At 64.4% G+C, this 19,261-nt stretch carries 14 protein-coding genes; 4 read left to right on the forward strand and 10 right to left on the reverse strand.

Annotation, left to right across the window (positions count from 1 at the left end; all coding sequences use genetic code 11):
- Positions 1 to 237 precede the first annotated feature (237 nt).
- On the forward strand, positions 238 to 2,307 hold the full coding sequence (locus DOM33_RS06620; RefSeq protein ID WP_162617921.1) for a phosphatase PAP2 family protein: 2,070 nt from the start codon (positions 238 to 240) through the stop codon (positions 2,305 to 2,307).
- A 117-nt stretch (positions 2,308 to 2,424) separates the two neighbouring features.
- Here DOM33_RS06620 and DOM33_RS06625 read toward each other — a convergent pair whose 3' ends face one another.
- Entirely contained in the window at positions 2,425 to 3,522 is a 1,098-nt protein-coding gene (locus tag DOM33_RS06625) for a 3-deoxy-7-phosphoheptulonate synthase (RefSeq protein ID WP_110666940.1), read from the reverse strand.
- A gap of 413 nt (positions 3,523 to 3,935) precedes the next feature.
- Between DOM33_RS06625 and DOM33_RS06630 the strand changes: the two genes are divergently transcribed.
- Both DOM33_RS06630 and DOM33_RS06635 read left to right on the forward strand, forming a co-directional pair.
- A complete protein-coding gene (locus tag DOM33_RS06630) occupies positions 3,936 to 4,490 on the forward strand; it encodes a sigma-70 family RNA polymerase sigma factor (protein WP_110666942.1) in 555 nt (184 codons plus the stop codon).
- Positions 4,469 to 5,200 carry an anti-sigma factor gene (locus tag DOM33_RS06635; protein WP_110666944.1) on the forward strand — a complete coding sequence of 244 codons (732 nt, stop codon included), beginning with the start codon at positions 4,469 to 4,471 and terminating at the stop codon, positions 5,198 to 5,200. The genes DOM33_RS06630 and DOM33_RS06635 overlap by 22 nt, the downstream gene beginning before the upstream one ends.
- A gap of 48 nt (positions 5,201 to 5,248) precedes the next feature.
- Here DOM33_RS06635 and DOM33_RS06640 read toward each other — a convergent pair whose 3' ends face one another.
- The 5 genes from DOM33_RS06640 to DOM33_RS06660 all read right to left on the reverse strand — a co-directional run bounded on the left by DOM33_RS06640 (position 5,249) and on the right by DOM33_RS06660 (position 10,597).
- Positions 5,249 to 5,947 carry an SDR family NAD(P)-dependent oxidoreductase gene (locus DOM33_RS06640; RefSeq protein ID WP_110666946.1) on the reverse strand — a complete coding sequence of 233 codons (699 nt, stop codon included), beginning with the start codon at positions 5,945 to 5,947 and terminating at the stop codon, positions 5,249 to 5,251.
- Complete coding sequence (locus DOM33_RS06645; RefSeq protein ID WP_110666948.1) at positions 5,944 to 6,786, reverse strand: FAD-binding oxidoreductase; 843 nt, start codon at positions 6,784 to 6,786, stop codon at positions 5,944 to 5,946. The genes DOM33_RS06640 and DOM33_RS06645 overlap by 4 nt, the downstream gene beginning before the upstream one ends.
- Before the next feature lie 56 nt (positions 6,787 to 6,842).
- Complete coding sequence (gene ubiD / locus DOM33_RS06650; protein WP_110666950.1) at positions 6,843 to 8,369, reverse strand: 4-hydroxy-3-polyprenylbenzoate decarboxylase; 1,527 nt, start codon at positions 8,367 to 8,369, stop codon at positions 6,843 to 6,845.
- Between the two features lie 230 nt (positions 8,370 to 8,599).
- A complete protein-coding gene (gene rho, locus DOM33_RS06655) occupies positions 8,600 to 9,859 on the reverse strand; it encodes a transcription termination factor Rho (RefSeq protein ID WP_110666952.1) in 1,260 nt (419 codons plus the stop codon).
- A 417-nt stretch (positions 9,860 to 10,276) separates the two neighbouring features.
- A complete protein-coding gene (locus DOM33_RS06660; protein ID WP_110666954.1) occupies positions 10,277 to 10,597 on the reverse strand; it encodes a thioredoxin family protein in 321 nt (106 codons plus the stop codon).
- A gap of 174 nt (positions 10,598 to 10,771) precedes the next feature.
- Here DOM33_RS06660 and ppx point away from each other — a divergent pair, with 174 nt between their 5' ends.
- The gene (ppx, locus tag DOM33_RS06665; RefSeq protein ID WP_110666956.1) at positions 10,772 to 12,280 is read left to right on the forward strand and encodes an exopolyphosphatase; all 1,509 of its coding nucleotides are present in this window, start codon (positions 10,772 to 10,774) and stop codon (positions 12,278 to 12,280) included.
- Positions 12,281 to 12,357: 77 nt separating this feature from the next.
- On the opposite strand, the gene tilS is transcribed toward ppx, so the two are convergent.
- From tilS to rnhB, 4 genes are all read right to left on the reverse strand, one after another.
- Entirely contained in the window at positions 12,358 to 13,638 is a 1,281-nt protein-coding gene (tilS, locus tag DOM33_RS06670) for a tRNA lysidine(34) synthetase TilS (RefSeq protein ID WP_110666957.1), read from the reverse strand.
- Between the two features lie 245 nt (positions 13,639 to 13,883).
- Entirely contained in the window at positions 13,884 to 14,837 is a 954-nt protein-coding gene (locus DOM33_RS06675) for an acetyl-CoA carboxylase carboxyltransferase subunit alpha (RefSeq protein WP_110666959.1), read from the reverse strand.
- A 91-nt stretch (positions 14,838 to 14,928) separates the two neighbouring features.
- Positions 14,929 to 18,432 carry a DNA polymerase III subunit alpha gene (gene dnaE / locus DOM33_RS06680; protein ID WP_110667601.1) on the reverse strand — a complete coding sequence of 1,168 codons (3,504 nt, stop codon included), beginning with the start codon at positions 18,430 to 18,432 and terminating at the stop codon, positions 14,929 to 14,931.
- 200 nt (positions 18,433 to 18,632) lie between these two features.
- Entirely contained in the window at positions 18,633 to 19,259 is a 627-nt protein-coding gene (gene rnhB / locus DOM33_RS06685; RefSeq protein ID WP_110666961.1) for a ribonuclease HII, read from the reverse strand.
- Positions 19,260 to 19,261: the final 2 nt, after the last annotated feature.

Here is a 19,261-nt window from a genome sequence, read left to right on the forward strand (position 1 = left end):
ACCCTACCCCACTGAAATGCAATGAAACGTTCCCCGCCATTGCTCAAAATCCTTTCGACGTCGAACTGTCATCAAGACAACACATTGTCCCTTTATGGTGCCGGTGCTTGCCCCTTTCGTTGGTCCTTGGCATGAATTCATACCGAACCGACGCCGACTCTCTCGACTCATAGTGACAATATGTGCGATACGACATCATTCAAGAAACGCCCACTTTTCCTTGCCATCGCCACGGCCATGGCGCTGGCAATCGCTGGCTGCAGTGACAGCTCGAGCGACGACGATGACGACGGCGACTCGGTCAGCGTCAGCAAACCCGCCAAGCCCACCGGCGTGGGATCGTCGTTGGACGTCGCAGAGCCCGCGGTCGCCTTTCCGCTTCCGACACTGGACTATGCCGCCAACAACGCCGATGGCGACCTGCGCTACGATCTCAACCAGAACGCCATCGCCTACGTCCTGCGCGGGATCAACGATATCTGGAAGGGGACTTCGGATCTCTGGCAGAGCGGCGCCAACGGTGACGGCCCTGACCGTTACCTGACCGACCCGATCGTCGATGCCAAAATCTGGAAAGAGAACATCCAGTACGTGATCGACGTGACGCAGAACCGCTCCGACGAGCAGGCGATCCTGGCCTTTCTCGACGATCAGCGCAGCAAGAACTACAGCATCATCGATGGCTACGGGCCGCTGACCGAAGCGTACGTCGAAGGCTCGGGTGCCAATGTCACCATCCCTGTGCCTACCGTCGATCAGGTACTGAACGATCCGCACTACCAGAGCGTGCACAACGACAACATCTCCTTCGCCGGCGACATGACTTCCGAGCTGGGCGAAGTGGTGACGCTGGTCGATGCGTTTCGACAGCGAGCGCCCGCCTCGACCAGCGCCTCGAAATACATCTTCTCGACGCCGCGCCCGTGGCGCATGAACGATGAAGGCGAAGTCGCCTTCCAGGGCACCGAGAAGGACTACGAGTGTATCCAGCAAGACGGCGTCGACGCTTCCACGACCTACGACGTCTATGAAAGCAGCGTATCGGTGGTGCCGGGTCTGATGTGCTCGCGTCGCGCGCATAACCCGGACAAAGAGGCCGCCGGGCTCTACTCGAACGACACCGAAAACCGGCGCAAGGATGGCGGTTACCCGAGCGGCCACACCAACGCCGGCTATCTCGCCTCCATGGCAATGGCCTACGCCCTGCCGCAGCGCTATTCGGAAATGCTGACCCGCGGCTCGCTGCTGGGCGACGATCGCATCGTCGCGGGCATGCACTCCCCGGTCGACGTGATCGGCGGTCGTGTCCACGCGCTCAACGTCGCAAGCTATGCCCTCAACCAGCCGGACATCGCCAGCGAAGCGCAAGCGGCCTACGACCGCGCCCAGCAGTATTTCGGCGACATGGCCGAAGCCGAGGACATGAGCCTCTACGACTTCGCCCACCGGGACGTCGAGAACGAAGCCGGCCTGATCGACGGGGACAAGGTCAATGTCGAGGTCTACGACAACGACGACTACGACGATCATGACGCCAACAAGCGAATCTACCGCGAACGCCTGACCTACGGGCTGAGTCAGGATGCGAGCCAGGCGGGTCAAGACCCGGTCGTACCCGCCGGTGCCCAAGCCCTGCTGAAATCCCGCCAGCCTTACCTCAGCGACGACCAGCGCCGCGCGGTGCTCTACACCACCGCGATCGACTCCGGCTACCCGATTCTGGACGATACCAACGGTTGGGGACGGCTCGACCTCGTGACGGCAGCCGACGGCTACGGCGCGTTCGACGGCGACGTCAGCGTGACGATGGACGCGAGCGAGGATGGCTTCAACGCCAAGGACTGGTGGCGTAATGACATCACCGGCGACGGGATGCTGACCAAGTCGGGCTCGGGGCATCTGGTACTCACCGGCGACAACCGCTACGGCGGCGGCACGCTGCTGCAGGAAGGAACGCTCGAGGCGACGTCGACGTCAGCATTCGGTAGCGGCGACCTTTACGTCGAGAACGGCACGCTTCGCGTGGATACGGCCGACGCCGATGCGCTGCAGATCGCCGGCGACTTCACGATGGACGACGGCACACTGGCCGTTGCCGATGGCAACCAGATCGTCGTCGACGGCTTGGTCTATCTGTCGGGTGGGAAACTGCAGCTCGAGTTCGACGGCGAAAAGCCCGAAACCGGCACGGAGGTCGCAGTGATCAAGGCGGGCTCGCTGCACGGCGAGTTCGCCGAGGTCGATGCCGAGGGCGTGGCGGTCGAACTGCGATACGACAACGGCAGCGTCACCGCCATCGTGCAGTGATACCGTGACGCATCCCAGGCTCGCCTGAGCCAACAGCGCCCACGACGGTTCGCCGTCGTGGGCGTTTTCGTCGATACCCGCCGTCACGCGCGCAAGGCAAGGGCTCGATCGATTAGCTCAGCGCAGCTTTGCGGCTGCCAGCAGTAGCTGCTGCTCGGTGGTCTCCCAGCCGAGACACGCATCGGTCACCGAGACACCGTAGCGAAGCGCGGCGGGATTCAGCGGCTGCTTGCCCTCGAACAGATGGCTTTCGAGCATCACGCCGATCAGACCCGAGCCTTCCGCCAGACGCTGGTCCACCACGTCATGGAGCACCTGGGTCTGGCGGCGATGATCTTTCTGCGAGTTGGCATGGCTACAGTCCACCATCATGCGCGAAGGCAAGCCCGCGGACTGCAGCGCGCGCCGGGCGGTGGCGACGCTCGACGCGTCGTGATTGGGCCCGTCGACGCCGCCCCGCAGCACGAGGTGGGTCGAGGCGTTGCCGGCAGTCTCGATGACTGCCGGGCCGCCCGCCTCGTCCACACCGACGAAGCGGTGCGGGTGTGCCGCGGACTGCATCGCCGCGATCGCCACGTCGACATTACCCTGGGTGCCGTTCTTGAAGCCGACGCTGGCCTCAAGGCCGCTGGCCATCTCGCGATGGATCTGGGATTCGGTGGTGCGCGCACCGATCGCCACCCAACTCAGCAGGCCCTCGAAGTAGGCCGCCGCCATCGGCTGCAGCAGTTCGGTCGCGACGGGCAGGCCCAGCTCGGCGATGTCACGCATCAGCCGTCGAGCGGTCTCGAGCCCGGCGGCGATGTCGTCGCTGCCGTCCAACCCCGGGTCGTAGGCGAGCCCCTTCCAGCCCACCGTGGTTCGCGGTTTCTCGACGTAGACCCGCATCACCAGCAGTAGCCGATCGCTCACCCGCTCGGCGAGCGCGGCGAGGCGCCGGGCGTACTCCAGTGCCGCCTCGGGATCGTGAATCGAGCACGGTCCGATCACCACCAGCATGCGATCGTCGTGGCCGTCGAGCACGTTCTGGATGGCGCCGCGATGCTGGGCGATTCGCTCGGCGAGCGCATCGCTGACGGGCAGCTGCGTCTTGAGCGTATTGGCGGTCGGTAGCGGGCGGGTTCGCGTCGTACGGCTAGGCGCAGCGCGATCTCCGGCGGATGACAGCGTAGGGGCGTCGGAGGGGGATCTTGCAGCGATAGTCGGCGCGTTCATTGCTCGTCTCGTTTCAGGTTGGGCCCGAAACGCGAGGACCCCCGGTGGGCTGCCATCCGGGGGTCCTCTCGACGCGGTGGCAGCCCTTGGGGGCGTGCCTCGCGGTTCAGGTCATGTCGACCGGCCAGCGGGCACGCCAGACCTAAACCAATAGCCATAGCCGAACGTCACGACATCACCGCCGTCCAGCATGGCGGCAGTGATCGGTGAACGTGTCGGGTGGCGTCGGGTCATGGGGCGTACTCGCGTCGTAATGACTCCATCCTAACGGGTTGGCGGGGTTTCGCAAGCCTTGCATCGCTGGCGAGCGGACGCCCTCTGGCCCGCGCCAGCCAGGTGTGAACAAAGACAAGGGGCCGCAGTTGTGTTACACCCTAGAGGAACCCGGGACACTAGAAAAACCAAGGACATTCATGGCCTATCCGCCATCCGAGGCACTGGTCGAGCAGCTCGAGGCGATCGCTCGCGGCGATGAACACGCCTTCGAGTCGCTCTATCGTGCAACGAGCCCGCATCTCTATGCCCAGCTTCTACGTATCGTTCGCCAGGAAGCGGCCGCGCAGGACTGCCTGCAGCAGGTCTATCTACGTGTCTGGCAGGCCGCCGGTCAATACGATGTCGCACGCGCGCGACCGATGACCTGGCTTTCCACCATGACGCGCAACATGGCGATCGACTGGATTCGCCGGCAACGTCCGCAAGAGGCGGACAGCGAATCGATCATCGAAGCGCTGCCCGGCGAGGGCGACATCGAACACGAAAGCCATGTCGGTCAGCAGGCCGAGGTGCTTCAGCAGTGTCTGAGCGAGCTGACACCTCAGCAGCGACAAACGCTCGAGCTGGCTTTCTTCGAAGGCCTGACCCACCACGATTTAGCAGCCCGTCTAGTGACACCACTAGGTACCGTCAAGAGCTGGGTGAGACGCGGCCTGGAGAGATTGAAAGCATGCATGACACGTCTGGCTTGAGCGACCCCGAAGCGCGCGATCTGGCCGCCGGCGAGTACGTTCTTGGCACCCTTTCCACTGCCGATCGTGCCGCGTTCGAAGCGGTACTGGCGGTGAGTCCCGAGCTTCAATTCCAGGTCGATGCCTGGCGCGAGCGACTCCAGCTATTCAACGATGAGCTGGAGCCCGTTACCCCGCCTGACCACGTCTGGACACGAGTACGCGCGCGACTGGCGTCACCGTCGCAGAATCTTTCCGTACGTCGCTCCTACTGGTGGCAGCGCGCGGGGGTATGGCGCAGCGCGACGGCACTTGCCAGCGCCGCGGCACTGGCGCTCGCCGTGCTCGTTTTCTCGCCGGACGATGCCCCCTCCACCGTCGGTAACTATGTCTTCGCCGCCACGTCGCCAAATCAGCAGATGGGCTGGGTCGTCAATGCCTCGAGCGACGGCCGCGTGGAGATGCTCGCTCTCGCCCCCGGCGGTATGCCGGATGGCAAGGGGTGCGAACTGTGGATGATGGATGACGGCGAACCGGTGTCGTTGGGCATGCTGCCGCTGAAAGGGGAAGTCGTGATGCAGCTTCCCGAGCGGCTGATGGCCAAGATCGATGGCGCGGACTTGATGATCACCATGGAACCGAGCGCCGGCTCACCGGACGGCAAGCCGACCGGCGCGGTCATGGATCGAGGCAAGCTCACACCGAAGCAGGGCAAGACGGTACTGCTCTGATGACCGATGACGCGCGGCGGTCAAAGCGGTCGATGAACTCTCGAAGGCTCAGCGACCCGTGGCGTCGTCATTGGCCGATGCGTCTCGGTCGAGCGTCATTACGGCACCGGTGACGTAGTCATTGTCGAGCAGGTAGCGAAGCGTCTGATACAGAACCCCGGGGCCCGGCACTCGCCGCCCCGGCGCGCCGTCGTCCTGCTGCATGAGGGTACCCGGCGCGATCGCATTGACCTGAATGGTCGGCCCCAAGCTCATGGCCAACGAGCGCGTCAGACTCTCCAACCCCGCCTTGGTAGCGAGATAAGCCGCCTGCCCTGCTGCCCCACGGGGCACCAGGCTATCGGTGATATGCACGATGTCCCGCTGCGGCTCCGGGCACGCTTCCAGCAGCGCTCGCGCGTGAAGATTGATCGTGTAAGGGGCCTGCATGTGCACCCGAAAGAGGCGCTCCAGCGTATCGCTGGCGGCACTCGGCTCCGGGTCGGCATGGAATTCGCTGGCGTTGTGCACGATCGCTCGCAGACTCTGCGTGGTCTGCTTGAGCCGATGGATGAAATCCTCGATACCGGCCGGCGACGAGAAATCGGCGGCAAGTGTGGTGGCTCCACGCTGGCGTAGCGCGACGAGATCGTCGCGTTCGGTGCGGTAGGTGACGATTACCGGGTGGCCGTCATCGAGCAGGCGTTGGGCGCAGTGAAGCCCGAGACGTCGGGCGCCACCCGTGATGAGAATCGGCGACTGGCTCATGAGTCGTCTCGGACACTCGCTTGCGTGTCGTTGCTGTCCAGTTCCAGCGCCTCCCCGGGCGAGAGCGCTTCTCTTGCGGGCTCTGCATCGGGCAGGGGGAGGAACGGCACTCGCGGTGCATAGTCGAAGACATCCGAATGCGACCGCGCCTCGACCAGCCCCTTGGGGGCCAGGGTATCGACACAGGCGTAGACCATGCCCGGAGAGCCGGCGAAATAGATTTCCCGCTCGTCGAGCGATTCGACCTCATCGGCGAGTACGGCGTCGATCCGCCCTCGGTGCCAATGAATACCGTCGCGGGGTTCGAGCTCGGCGTCGGGGGACTCGACGATGGCATGAAAGACGACGCCTGCGTGATCCAACGCCCAGCCGCGAGCGAGATCCTCGGCGTAGAGATCCCGGCGTTCCTTGACTGCCCACCAGATGGCGATATCGCGCTTCGGATTCTCCGCGAGTGCGGCCTCGACGATCGCTTTCATCTGGGCGAATCCCGTTCCCGCGCCGATCAGCATCAGCGGCGCGCTCCCCCCCGGCGGCAAGTAGCAGTTGCCGTTCGGTAGACGCACCGACAACCTGGCGGGATGGGTGAGCATCTCACGCAGACGCGCCGAGTGCGTGCGCTCCGGCCAGTGCTGAATGTGCAGTTCCAGCCGACCGTCGCCACCATCGGCGCAGGCGATCGAGAACGGCACCCAGGTCTCGTCGTCGATTCCCAGTTCGAGATACTGGCCCGGGGCATGGGCAATCGCTTGGGCGCGACCCTCGAGCATCACTCGAAAGACGTCCGGCGTCAGGTCCTCGACCGATTCCACCTGGCAGGTCAACGTTCTGACCGTCATGTTCACCTCTTTGCTTTGAATACCCGCCTTCTCTGGCGTCGAGACGGTGACAGCCGTCACGTCAGGCCCGATTCGTCGTCGGCGAGCGGCGTGCCGGTACGCGGTGCGGGCGGCGCGATATCGATACCGTATTCGGCCCAGCGCTCGTCGACGCGACGCTTGATCGTCGGATCCATGGCGATCGGCTCGCCCCATTCGCGGCTGGTCTCGCCGGGCCACTTGTTGGTGGCATCGAGCCCCATCTTGGACCCGAGCCCGGCCGTCGGCGAGGCGAAGTCGAGATAGTCGATAGGCGTATTTTCCACGATCACCGTGTCGCGAGCCGGGTCCATACGCGTCGTGATCGCCCAGATCACATCCTCCCAGTTGCGCGCGTCGACGTCGTCGTCGAGCACGATCACGAACTTGGTGTACATGAACTGGCGTAGGAAACTCCAGACCCCCATCATCACGCGCTTGGCGTGGCCGGGGTACTGCTTTTTCATGGTCACCACCGCCATACGGTAGGAGCACCCTTCCGGCGGCAGATAGAAGTCGACGATCTCGGGAAACTGCTTGCGCAGGATCGGCACGAACACTTCGTTGAGCGCGAGCCCCAACACCGCCGGCTCGTCCGGCGGACGGCCGGTATAGGTCGAGTGATAGATCGGGTCACGGCGATGCGTCAGCCGCTCGACGGTGAAGACGGGAAACGTCTCCACTTCGTTGTAGTAACCGGTGTGATCGCCGAAAGGCCCTTCCGGTGCCATGTCGTCGGGGTAGATGTAACCCTCCAGCACGATCTCGCTGGAAGCCGGCACTTCCAGATCGGCATGACCGCACTTGACCAGTTCGGTGCGCGAGCCGCGCAGCAGCCCGGCGAAGGCATACTCGGAAAGCGTGTCCGGCACCGGCGTGACGGCGCCCAGAATGGTCGCCGGGTCTGCCCCCAGCGCGACGGCCACGGGAAACGGCTCGCCGGGATGTTCCTGCTGCCATTCACGGAAATCCAGCGCCCCTCCACGGTGCGAGAGCCAGCGCATGATCAACCGGTTCTTGCCGAGCTTCTGCTGGCGATAGATCCCCAGATTCTGGCGCGACTTGTGCGGCCCCTTGGTCACGACCAGCGACCAGGTCACTAGCGGCGCGGCATCGCCCGGCCAGCAGTGCTGGATCGGCAGGCGATCGAGGTCGACCTCGTCTCCCTTCCATACGACCTCTTGGCAAGGGGCGCGGCGCAAGGTCTTCGGCCCCATGCTCATGACCTGCTTGAAGATCGGCAGCTTCTCCCAGGCATCGCGGAGCCCCTTGGGCGGATCCGGCTCCTTGAGAAAGGCGAGCAGCTTGCCCACTTCACGCAGCGCGGCGGTGTTCTCCTGGCCCATGCCGAACGCCACACGCTCAGGCGTGCCGAAGAGATTGCCGAGCACCGGCATATCGCTGCCCTTGACGTTCTCGAACAGCAGGGCCGGCCCGCCGGCGCGCAGGGTGCGGTCGCAGATCTCGGTGATCTCGAGATAGGGATCCACCTCGGCGGTGACGCGCTTTAGCTCGCCACGCTGCTCGAGCGCTGTGATGAAATCCCGCAAGTCGTGATATTTCATACCGTTTCCCGCACCGGGTATTCAAGAACGCAAAAAGGGCAGCATAGCATGCCGCCCTTTCACTGTTGGCTTGCGCCACCGCTGCGATGACATGCCAAGCTCACTCATGCAGAACATCGAGGCGAGGGATGGCAGCACGAGGCGAACGCCGGTGAGCCAGCAGAGTGTACGGTAGTACATGAGCATGGCGATCCGGCGTTCGACGCGGTACTGCCGAGCGCAGGCCGATGTTATCTACGCTTCATGGCTTCGAAGAATTCCAAGTTGGTCTTGGTATCCTTGAGCCGGTCGATGAGGAACTCGGTCGCCGCCACGTCGTCCATCGGATTGAGCAGCTTGCGCAGGATCCACATGCGCTGCATTTCGTCCTCGGAGGCGATGAGATCTTCGCGACGGGTGCCGGAACGGCGGATGTTGAATGCCGGATAGACGCGGCGCTCGGCGAGCTTGCGATCGAGGTGGGCTTCCATGTTGCCGGTACCCTTGAACTCCTCGAAGATCACCTCGTCCATCTTGGAGCCGGTATCGACCAGTGCGGTAGCGATGATCGTAAGGCTGCCGCCCTCTTCGATGTTACGTGCCGCCCCGAAGAAGCGCTTGGGCTTTTCGAGTGCGTGGGCATCGACACCGCCGGTGAGTACCTTGCCGGAGGACGGCACCACGGTGTTGTAGGCTCGGGCCAGGCGCGTGATCGAGTCGAGCAGGATGACGACGTCCTTTTTGTGCTCGACCAGACGCTTGGCCTTTTCGATGACCATCTCGGCGACCTGAACGTGACGTGCCGGCGGCTCGTCGAAGGTCGAGGCCACCACTTCACCGCGCACCGTGCGCGACATCTCGGTGACCTCTTCCGGACGCTCGTCGATCAGCAGCACGATCATGTGGCATTCGGGATTGTTGCGCGTGATCGACGTCGCGATGTTCTGCAACATCAGCGTCTTGCCCGCCTTGGGCGGTGACACGACCAGACCACGCTGGCCCTTGCCGATCGGCGCGGTGAGGTCGATCACGCGAGCGGTGATGTCCTCGGTCGAGCCGTTGCCGATCTCCATGTGCAACCGCTCCTGGGGGAACAGCGGCGTCAGGTTCTCGAACAGGATCTTGTGCTTGGCGTTCTCGGGCTTGTCGAAGTTGATTTCATTGACTTTGAGCAGCGCGAAATAACGTTCGCCCTCTTTCGGCGGACGAATCTTGCCGGAGATGGAGTCGCCCTTGCGCAGATTGAAACGACGAATCTGCGACGGCGAGACGTAAATGTCGTCCGGTCCGGCCAGATAAGAAGAGTCAGCGCTGCGGAGAAACCCGAAACCGTCCTGCAGAATTTCCAGCACCCCGTCGCCATAGATATCCTCGCCGCTCTTGGCGTGCTTTTTGAGGATGGCGAAGATGATGTCCTGCTTGCGAGAGCGGGCCAGATTGTCGATGCCCATTTCCCGGGCGGTTTCGAGCAGCTCAGGGACGGATTTTTGCTTGAGTTCGGTTAGATTCATGAGTTCGATCAGAAATGGCTCGTGTCGCAGGCAATGGAGATTGCCGAGGAGAAAGAAGGACAAGAGGCGATAGATTCAAACGCCGCGCGGTGCGTTCAGTCTTCCCAGAAACTTGGCTTTCCTTGAAGCATTCGGAATACGCACTGTTGCGCGCCGAAAGGCCTGGATAGTGGGAGAGCGGTTCGATTCGCCTGTTATTTCACGACTGAGACGTTCGTGAAACGGCTGTTCATGAAACGGTCCATGAAGCGATTCATGCAACAGCGCAAGATCTGATGATCAAAATAAAACTAGGGCAGACTGACGACTTGGGGGACCGCGAGGCGGTCAGGAAGCTATTCGAAACAGGCGAACGACCCGATGGTAGACAAGCCGTCGGGCGAACGCAAGCAATAAACCCGACGCCATCGGCGGGGGTCAACTCTTCTCCATCTCGGCATAAAACGCCGCCAGCTGAGGCTCGGAAAGCATGCCGACACGCATCGCTTTCATCTCGCCGTCGACGAACAGACAAAGTGTCGGCATACCGCGCACGCCGTAGCGCTCGGCAAGCTGCGGTTCGCGGTCGACGTCGACCACGGCGATATCGACATCGCCACTCACGGTACTGGAAAGCCGTGCGAGCAGCCGCTCGCAGGGCTGACACCAGGGGGCAACGAAAACGCCGACCCAGGGCGTCGGATTCTCGCGGCGACGACGTTCGAAGGCGTCACCGTCGAGTACGACACGTTTTGCCATGTCTCGATAATCCCGTAATGACTCAATGGCCGCAGAGTGCCCAGACGCTACGCAATTGACAAGCCACCGGGGGCACAGCAACCTTGCGCGAATGCGCGATTGGCGACGCCCACCGGCGCCGACACGCAACCCCCTTCACTGTGTATCAAGACACGCTTTCGAGGACGTCACGCCATGCACGGGAAGTCGACCGCCAAGGAGGCGACCCGCCGCCTGGCTGCCATCGATCTCGGCTCCAATAGCTTCCATCTGCTCGTCGCCAACTACCAGGATGGACGGCTTCAGGTCGTCGCCAAGATGGGCGAGAAGGTCCAGCTCGCCGCGGGCCTCGATGCCGATGAGAACTTCACGCCCGACGCCATGGCGCGAGCGCTCGCCTGTCTCGAGCGTTTCGCCCCTTTTCTCGAAGACGTGGACGCCGACGACATGCGAATCGTCGGCACCAATGCACTCCGTGCCGCCCGCAATGCCGACGAACTGATCCGTCGCGCACAGGCGTCGATCGGTCACGCCATCGAAATCATCGGCGGCCGCGAGGAGGCACGACTGATCTACTTGGGCACGGCCCACGCGCTCGCCGAGGTGCACGGGCGTCGGCTGATCGTCGATATCGGGGGCGGCTCGACCGAACTGATCATCGGCGAGGATTTCGAGCCCCAGGCGCTGGAGAGCCTGCACATGGGCTGCGTGGCCTATACCGGCACGTTCTTCGCCGATAGCAACATCACCGAGAAGCGGTTTCGCCGTGCCGAGATGGCGGCGCTGTCGGAGATCGCCAACATCCAGCGCCAGTATCGTCGTCTCGGCTGGCAGGACCCCATCGGCTCCAGCGGCACGATCAAGGCCGCCGCTGCCGTCATCGCCGCTAGCGGTGACGGCGACGCTTCGGTGATCGAGCGGAACGCCCTGCTCAAGCTGCGCAAGCGACTGATCGGGTTCGGCCAGCTCGACAAAGTCGCGATGGAGGGACTCAAGGAGGATCGCGCCCGCGTCTTTCCGGCAGGCGTGGCGATTCTGTGCGCTGTTTTCGAGGCCTTCGATCTGGAGCGAATGCGCTACTCCGACGGTGCGCTGCGCGAGGGAGTGCTGTTCGATCTGGTCGGTCGCGATACGCCGGAGGACTCCCGTCGGCACAGCGTCGAGTCGATGATGCATCGCTACAGCGTCGATGTCGGACACGCCGACAACGTCGCCCGATGCGCGTTGGCGGCATTCGACCAGCTGCAGACGGCCTGGCAGATGAGCGATGAACAGCGACTCTTCCTCTACTGGGCCGCGCAGCTTCACGAGATCGGCCTGGCGATCTCCCACAGCCAGTTCCATCGCCACGGCGCCTATCTGATCGAGCACTCGGATCTCACCGGTTTCTCGCGACCCGAGCAGCAGTCGCTCGCCTTCCTGGTGCGCGCTCACCGGCGCAAGTTCCCGCAGAAAGAGAGCGAAACGCCCGCTAATTCCAAGCACTGCGAAGACTGGCGGCTGATCCGCCTGCTGCGTGTCGCTGTCTGCCTGCACCATTCACGCTCGGAGCGAGCGCTCGACGACGCCGTGTTCCACGCCGACGGCGACGCACTCCACGTCGAAATCCCCGCCGCCAGACGCCATCCACTGCTGTTCAACGACCTCGAACAGGAAGCGGCGTATCAGCGAGCCGTGGGACTCAAGCTGACCTTCGACGTCTGATTGGCGCTTTTCGAAGCGGCACCTCGAACTCGGAGATCATCGGCGGCTCGACGTCACGGATCATCGGCGGCTCGACGTCACGGATCATCGGCTGGCTGGAATCGCCAATCGATCGCTGCCGCCACGCCCATCACCGCCACTAGCGATTCACCATGCCAGACCAGCGGCGTCTTCCGTCGCTCCCAGGGGGGAACGTCCGCCTCCTGCAGCAGCCGTTTGACATCGCGACGCCCCCGACCGGCCTGCACCAGCACTTCGCCCCCTTGGCGCAGCGTCACCGTCAGCGGCGGCGAGGCGCAACCGGAGATCGGCTCGAGCCGCCAAGGGTAGCAGCGCCAGGGCGTGACCAGCGGCGAGGTGCCGTCCCACACCATCGACCACCCCGCCGGCGGCGATTCGACGGACCGCATCAGATAGAGCACTTCCCGCCAGCGCCTCGCTTCGGCACCCGGCCAGACGATACGGGGGGCGCGATCGACTTCGGCATCGACGCACTGGCGGATCAGTTCGTCGAGTCTCGCCGCCGGCGGCGTCGCCAGCGCCAGCCGTCTCGCCGCATGGCGAATCAGCAGGCGTCGGCGCGCCTCGCTCAGTCGGCGCAGGACCTCGAGCGGCAGCCGGGCCGGGTCGCCACCCGCCGCCGCCAGGTCGATCGCCGCCAGCTCCTCGAGCAGCGCGTCCGCCTCCTGCGCCTGTTTGGTCGCGCGAGAGAGCGCCTCTACGGCTCCCGGCCAGCGATCGCGCAGCGCCGGCGTGACCCGTGCCCGCAGGTAGTTGCGATCGAAATCGAGATCGTCGTTGCTGGGGTCGTCACACCAAGTGACACCGCGCCGCTCGGCCTCGGCGAGCAGTGTCTCGCGTCGCACGGCGAGCCAGGGCCGCTCGATGACGACGCCTCCCGCTTGGCGCTTCATCGGCATGCCGCCGAGACCGCGCACGCCGCTGCCGCGAAGGGCCGCCAGCAGAAACGTCTCCGCCTGATCGTCGGCATGCTGGGCGAGCCAGAGGCGATCGTTCTGCCCGAGCGTGTCGGTGAAGGCCCGATAGCGCGCGTCCCGCGCCGCCGCCTCGATGCCGTGGCCGTTCGGCACGACCGTCATCGGCACCACGGTGAGCGAAACGTCTAGCGCCTCGCAGCAGCGACGACAGTGCGCTTCGAAGGTGGCGGCGGCCGTTTGCAGACCGTGATTGACGTGGACCGCCCGCAGAGTGACACCCCGCGCCGCGGCGAGCGGTGCGGCGAGATGCAGCATCAGCGTGGAGTCGACGCCACCGGAGAGCCCCACCCAAACACAACGCCCCGGCGCGGTCTGCGCCAGGGCGTCGTCGAGCAGAGAGCGTAAGAGAGCGTCCGACAACGAATCGACCTCCTGAGCCTGCGATACTTCACTACTTGCTTAGCGTGACCCCGGGCGCGAGGGCGGATCGCTCAGGCGCCTGGAGGAGACGCCTCGAGCGACGATCGCTTTCGTCTCATCTCGGCTGACCGCGCGAGCGGCGCTCAGACAAGCCGAACGCGAGCGAGGGCGCGCAGTGTGGCGCGCGACACGAGCAGCCCGAGCGAGCGCTCAACGCCGTGTGGGTGAGCGCAGCCGGTCCTCGTCTACTGAGGCGCGCCGTAGGACATCAGCCGCGCATACCGCTTCTCGAGCAGCGTGTCGGTATCCATCGACTGCAGGCGATCGAGACTCCCGAGCAGCGAGTCGCGCACGCGATCCGCGGCTCTCTGAGGCTGGCGGTGGGCGCCGCCGAGCGGCTCGTCGATCAGCGTATCGACGAAGCCGAGCTCCTTGAGGCGACCAGCGGTGATACCCATCGCCTGGGCGGCTTCGGAGGCCTTCTCGGCGCTCTTCCAGAGAATCGAGGCGCAGCCTTCCGGCGAGATCACCGAGTAGGTGGAATACTGCAGCATCTGCAGCTCGTCACAGACGCCGATGGCCAGCGCCCCGCCGGAGCCGCCCTCGCCGACCACGGTGGCGACGATCGGCGTCTTCAGGCGCGACATCACTGCGAGGTTGTAGGCGATCGCCTCGCTTTGGCCTCGCTCTTCGGCGTCGATGCCGGGATAGGCGCCCGGGGTGTCGATGAAGGTGAGCACCGGCATCTTGAAGCGCTCGGCCATCTCCATCAGGCGGCACGCCTTGCGATATCCCTCGGGGCGCGGCATGCCGAAGTTGCGACGCACCTTGTCTTTGACCGTGCGCCCCTTCTGATGACCGATGACCATGACCGGACGATCGTCGAGGCGGGCGACGCCGCCGACGAGCGCGGCATCGTCGGCGAAGTGGCGGTCGCCATGAAACTCCTCGAACTCGGTAAAGATGCGATCGAGGTAGTCCAGCGTGTAAGGGCGCTGCGGGTGACGCGAGAGCTGGGTCACCTGCCAGGCGCTCAGGTCGCGAAAGATCTGCTCGGTGAGTTTACGGCTCTTCTCCTCGAGCTTACCGATCTCGTCGCTCAAGCTGATGCGACTGTCGTTACCGACCAGGCGCAACTCTTCGATCTTGGCCTGGAGTTCGGCGATCGGCTGTTCAAAGTCCAGATAATTGGGATTCATAGAGCTTCTACTGTGTGATCCTGGCAACCGGTGGCGTCTGGCTTGCGGCGAAATGCGCCATTATCGCACCCTCACGAGTCTTGGCAACCGCTCAGCCGCCACGGTAGCGAAGTGCTACCGATTCGTGCCCCTCGACGTCGCGCAGCGCCGTCAGCAGCTCGTCGCTCGGAGAGACCCGCCAGGTATCGCCGAGCTCGAAGCAGCCGCTGGCGCTGTCGTTGCGATAGCGTACCCGCACCGGAAGCCCTTCCGCGTTGACCCAGGGCGTGAGGCTGTCGTGCAGCGAGCGCGAAAAACGCCCGTTGAGTCGCGCGCCATCCACCGAGAGTTCCACCGCCTCCCCGAAGCGGGCGCGGGCGTCTGCCATCATCGTGACCTCCTTGCTGCGCAGGCGCAGGCCGCCGGAGTAGTCATCGCTGGAAACCTCGCCTTCGATGATCAGCACCTGATCGGCGGCGAGCTGACCGCGCACCTGATCGAAGAGCTCACCGAACAAGGACGCCTCGATGCGTCCGGTGCGGTCGTCGAGCGTGACGAACGCCATGGTGTCGCCCCGCTTGGACTTCATGGTGCGCATGGCGATGACCAACCCCGCCACCCGCTGCGGCTCGCGGGACGGTTTGAGATCGACGATGCGGGTGGCGACGAAGCGCTTGAGCTCGTGCTCGTACTCGTCGATCGGGTGGCCGGTGAGATAGAGCCCGAGGGTGTCCTTCTCGCCGGCCAGGCGCTCCTTGTCGCTCCAGTTTCGCACGTGACGAAAGTCGGCGAACACGTCGGCCTCGGGCTCGACGAATGCCTCGCCGAACATGTCCATCATGCCGATGTTCTGGTTGGCCTGATTCTGCGAGGCGGCCTTGAGCGCGGACTCCAGCGACGCGGCGAGCACCGCCCGCGATGGCCCCAGATGGTCCAGCGCCCCGGAGCGAATCAGCGCCTCGATGGTGCGCTTGTTCATCCGCTTGGAGTCGATGCGGCGGCAGAAATCGAACAGATCGCTGAACGCGCCGCCCGCCTGACGCGCTTCGACGATCGCCCCGATCGGGCCTTCCCCGACGCCGCGAATCGCGCCGAGACCGTAGACCACCTGTCCGCTCTCGTCAACGGTGAACTTGTAGGCGCCGATGTTGACGTCCGGCGGTGTCACCGTCAGCCCCAGATGGCGGCACTCCTCGATCAGCGGTACCACCTTGTCGAGGTTGTCCATCTCGGTGGAGAGCACCGCCGCCATGAATGGCCCGGGGTAGTGCGCCTTGAGCCATGCGGTCTGATAGGAGACCAGTCCATAGGCCGCCGAGTGAGACTTGTTGAAGCCGTAGCCGGCAAATTTTTCCACCAGGTCGAAGAGGTTGCCCGCCAGATCCTTGTCGATACCGTTATTGGCACAGCCTTCCATGAAGCCGGCGCGCTGCTTGGCCATCTCCTCGGGCTTCTTCTTACCCATGGCGCGGCGCAGCATGTCCGCCTGCCCCAGGGTGTAGCCCGCCAGGACCTGGGCGATCTGCATCACCTGCTCCTGGTAGAGGATGATGCCGTAGGTCGGTCCGAGCACCGGTTTGAGCGCTTCGTGCTGGTAGTCCGCACTGGGGTAGGCGATCGCCGCACGACCATGCTTACGGTTGATGAAGTCATCCACCATGCCCGACTGCAGCGGCCCCGGGCGGAACAGGGCGACCAGGGCGATCATGTCCTCGAGAGAGTCTGGCTGCAGCCGCTTGATCAGCTCTTTCATGCCGCGGGATTCGAGCTGGAAGACCGCGGTGGTGTCGGCCTTCTTGAGCATGTCGAAGGTCGGCTTGTCGTCGAGCGGGATGGTGCTGATGTCCAGCGGCCCTGCCCCATCGCGGGCGCGCACCGTGTCGACCATCTCCAGCGCCCAGTCGATGATGGTGAGCGTGCGCAGGCCGAGAAAGTCGAACTTCACCAGCCCCGCCTCTTCGACGTCGTTCTTGTCGTATTGCACCACCAGTCCGGAACCGTCCGGTTCGCAGAGCAGCGGCGAGAAGTCGGTCAGCTTGGTGGGAGCAATCACCACGCCACCGGCGTGCTTGCCGGTACCGCGGGTGATGCCCTCGAGCTTGAGCGCCATCTCCCAGATCTCGGCGGCCTCTTCGTCGTACTCGAGATACTCCTTGAGCTGCGGCTCCTGCTCGATCGCCTTGCCCAGCGTCATGCCGACCTCGAACGGGATCAGCTTGGAGAGCTTGTCGCCCATCGAGTAGGGCTTGCCCTGGGCGCGGGCGACGTCGCGCACGACCGCCTTCGCGGCCATGGTGCCGAAGGTGACGATCTGCGAGACCGCGTTACGCCCGTAGCGGTCGGCGACATAGTCGATTACCCGGTCGCGCTTCTCCATGCAGAAGTCGACGTCGAAGTCGGGCATGGAGACACGTTCCGGGTTGAGGAAACGCTCGAACAGCAGGTCGTACTCCAGCGGATCGAGATCGGTGATCTTGAGCGCGTAGGCGACCAGCGAGCCGGCACCGGAGCCGCGGCCCGGCCCCACCGGAATGTCGTTGTCCTTGGCCCACTGGATGAAGTCCATGACGATGAGGAAGTAGCCGGGGAACCCCATCTCGAGGACGATATTCAGCTCGAAGTCGAGTCGCTCGCGGTAGGCCGGCTCGTGCTCGGCCAGATCGCGCCCGGGATAGATCGGCGTGTCGCCCCCGAAGAGCTGCTCGAGACGCGCGGTCAGGCCATCGTGGGAGATCTTGCGAAAGAACTCGTCCTGGGTCATGCCCTCGGGGATCGGATATTCCGGCAGGAAGATCTCGCCGAGGCGCACGCTGGCGTTGCAGCGGGCCGCGATCATCACGCTGTTCTCCAGCGCTTCGGGAATGTCGGCGAAGAGCTCGGCCATCTCCTCGGGCGATTTCAGATACTGCTCTTCGCTGTATTTTTTCTCGCGCCGCGGATCCTCCAGCGCCTTCCCCTCGCCGATCGATACCCGCGTCTCGTGCGCCCAGTAGTCCTCGCGCTGCAGAAAGCGCACATCGTTGGTCGCCACCACTGGCGTACCGGTCTCGGAAGCCAAGTGTACGCTGGCGTGGACACACTCCTCGTCGTACTGGCGACCGGTGCGCTGCAGCTCGAGGTAGAAGCGGCCGGGAAAATGCTGATTCCACTCCGCCAGCAGCGTGCGTGCGGTATCGACGTGCTCGGCGATCAAGAACCGACCGATCTCCCCTTCACGGGCGCCGGAGAGGCAGATCAGTCCCTCGTTCTGGGCAAACACCCATTCGCGGTCGAGGATCGCCAGATTCTGACGCTGACCGTCGGTCCAGGCCCGCGAGATCAGCTCGGTGAGGTTGCGATAGCCGGTATCGTTCATCGCCAGCAGCGTGATCCGGTACGGATGACTCTCGTCGAAGGGATTGTGCAGCCAGAAGTCGGCGCCGATGACGGGTTTGAGTCCCCCGCCCTGCGCCGCCTTGTAGACCTTGACCAGGCCGAAGAGATTGGTGTCGTCGGTCACCGCGACCGCGGGCATGCCCGCTTCGGCGGTGGCCTTGATCAGCGGCTTGAGGCGGACCAGGCCGTCGACGAGTGAGTATTCGCTGTGGACACGAAGATGAACGAAGGGAGTTGTCATGGCGAGCTCGGTTCGAAACGACGAATGGATTCCGGCGGCGGCGCGGGCGAGATAGCGCCATCTCAGCATGCCCAAAGCCGGAGGGGGTCACAATGGTTCAGTGAGCTGGCCCGCGCGGGCCGGGCTCGGTTCGGTCGGTGGTGATTCGCCGGCGCGCCAGCCGTCGGCGCACGCGATTCGGTGCCGAAATCGCGAACCGCTCAGGTGAACGTTTCGAGCTGCTTTCGCACCGGAGCGAAAGAGCGGCGATGCGCCTCGAGCGGTCCCAGTCGGCGCAGCGCCTCGAGATGCGCCCCGGTGGGATAGCCCTTGTGCTGGGCGAAACCGTACTCCGGGTGACACGCGTCCAGCGCTACCATCTGCGCGTCTCGCGCCACCTTGGCGAGGATCGACGCCGCGCTGATGGCGGCGTGGCGCAGATCCCCCTTGACCACCGCCTGCCCGGGACACGCATGTCCCGGCAGTCGGTTGCCGTCGACCAGTAGATATTCTGCCGCCACTGGCAAGGCGTCGATCGCTCGCCGCATCGCCAGATGGGTGGCGTGATAGATGTTGAGCGTATCGATCTCCGCCGGCGTCGCCTCCGCGACGGCGAACGCCAGCGCCTCTTCACGAATCTGCCGATCGAAAGCTTCCCGGCGTGGCGCACTCAGGCATTTGGAGTCGGTCAGCCCGGCGATCGGTCGATCAGGATCGAGAATCACCGCCGCGGCGACCACGGCACCGGCGAGCGGCCCCCGCCCGACTTCGTCGACGCCGGCCAGCCGATCGCCGGCATAATCGATGATCAGCGGGGGCCAGTCGTCGCTTCGCGCTCGGCTCGGCATCG

It is taken from the genome of Salinicola halophilus (assembly GCF_003206155.1).
GTDB lineage: Bacteria > Pseudomonadota > Gammaproteobacteria > Pseudomonadales > Halomonadaceae > Salinicola > Salinicola halophilus.

What these genes read in the sequence shown, in the direction of transcription:
- DOM33_RS06660 (WP_110666954.1), bottom strand. Translation starts at nt 10,597, where the DNA reads ATGGCAAAACGTGTCGTACTCGACGGTGACGCCTTCGAACGTCGTCGC.
- DOM33_RS06630 (WP_110666942.1), top strand. Translation starts at nt 3,936, where the DNA reads ATGGCCTATCCGCCATCCGAGGCACTGGTCGAGCAGCTCGAGGCGATC.
- rho (WP_110666952.1), bottom strand. Translation starts at nt 9,859, where the DNA reads ATGAATCTAACCGAACTCAAGCAAAAATCCGTCCCTGAGCTGCTCGAA.
- DOM33_RS06625 (WP_110666940.1), bottom strand. Translation starts at nt 3,522, where the DNA reads ATGAACGCGCCGACTATCGCTGCAAGATCCCCCTCCGACGCCCCTACG.
- ppx (WP_110666956.1), top strand. Translation starts at nt 10,772, where the DNA reads ATGCACGGGAAGTCGACCGCCAAGGAGGCGACCCGCCGCCTGGCTGCC.
- DOM33_RS06675 (WP_110666959.1), bottom strand. Translation starts at nt 14,837, where the DNA reads ATGAATCCCAATTATCTGGACTTTGAACAGCCGATCGCCGAACTCCAG.
- DOM33_RS06640 (WP_110666946.1), bottom strand. Translation starts at nt 5,947, where the DNA reads ATGAGCCAGTCGCCGATTCTCATCACGGGTGGCGCCCGACGTCTCGGG.
- ubiD (WP_110666950.1), bottom strand. Translation starts at nt 8,369, where the DNA reads ATGAAATATCACGACTTGCGGGATTTCATCACAGCGCTCGAGCAGCGT.
- rnhB (WP_110666961.1), bottom strand. Translation starts at nt 19,259, where the DNA reads ATGCCGAGCCGAGCGCGAAGCGACGACTGGCCCCCGCTGATCATCGAT.
- dnaE (WP_110667601.1), bottom strand. Translation starts at nt 18,432, where the DNA reads ATGACAACTCCCTTCGTTCATCTTCGTGTCCACAGCGAATACTCACTC.
- DOM33_RS06635 (WP_110666944.1), top strand. Translation starts at nt 4,469, where the DNA reads ATGCATGACACGTCTGGCTTGAGCGACCCCGAAGCGCGCGATCTGGCC.
- DOM33_RS06645 (WP_110666948.1), bottom strand. Translation starts at nt 6,786, where the DNA reads ATGACGGTCAGAACGTTGACCTGCCAGGTGGAATCGGTCGAGGACCTG.
- DOM33_RS06620 (WP_162617921.1), top strand. Translation starts at nt 238, where the DNA reads ATGGCGCTGGCAATCGCTGGCTGCAGTGACAGCTCGAGCGACGACGAT.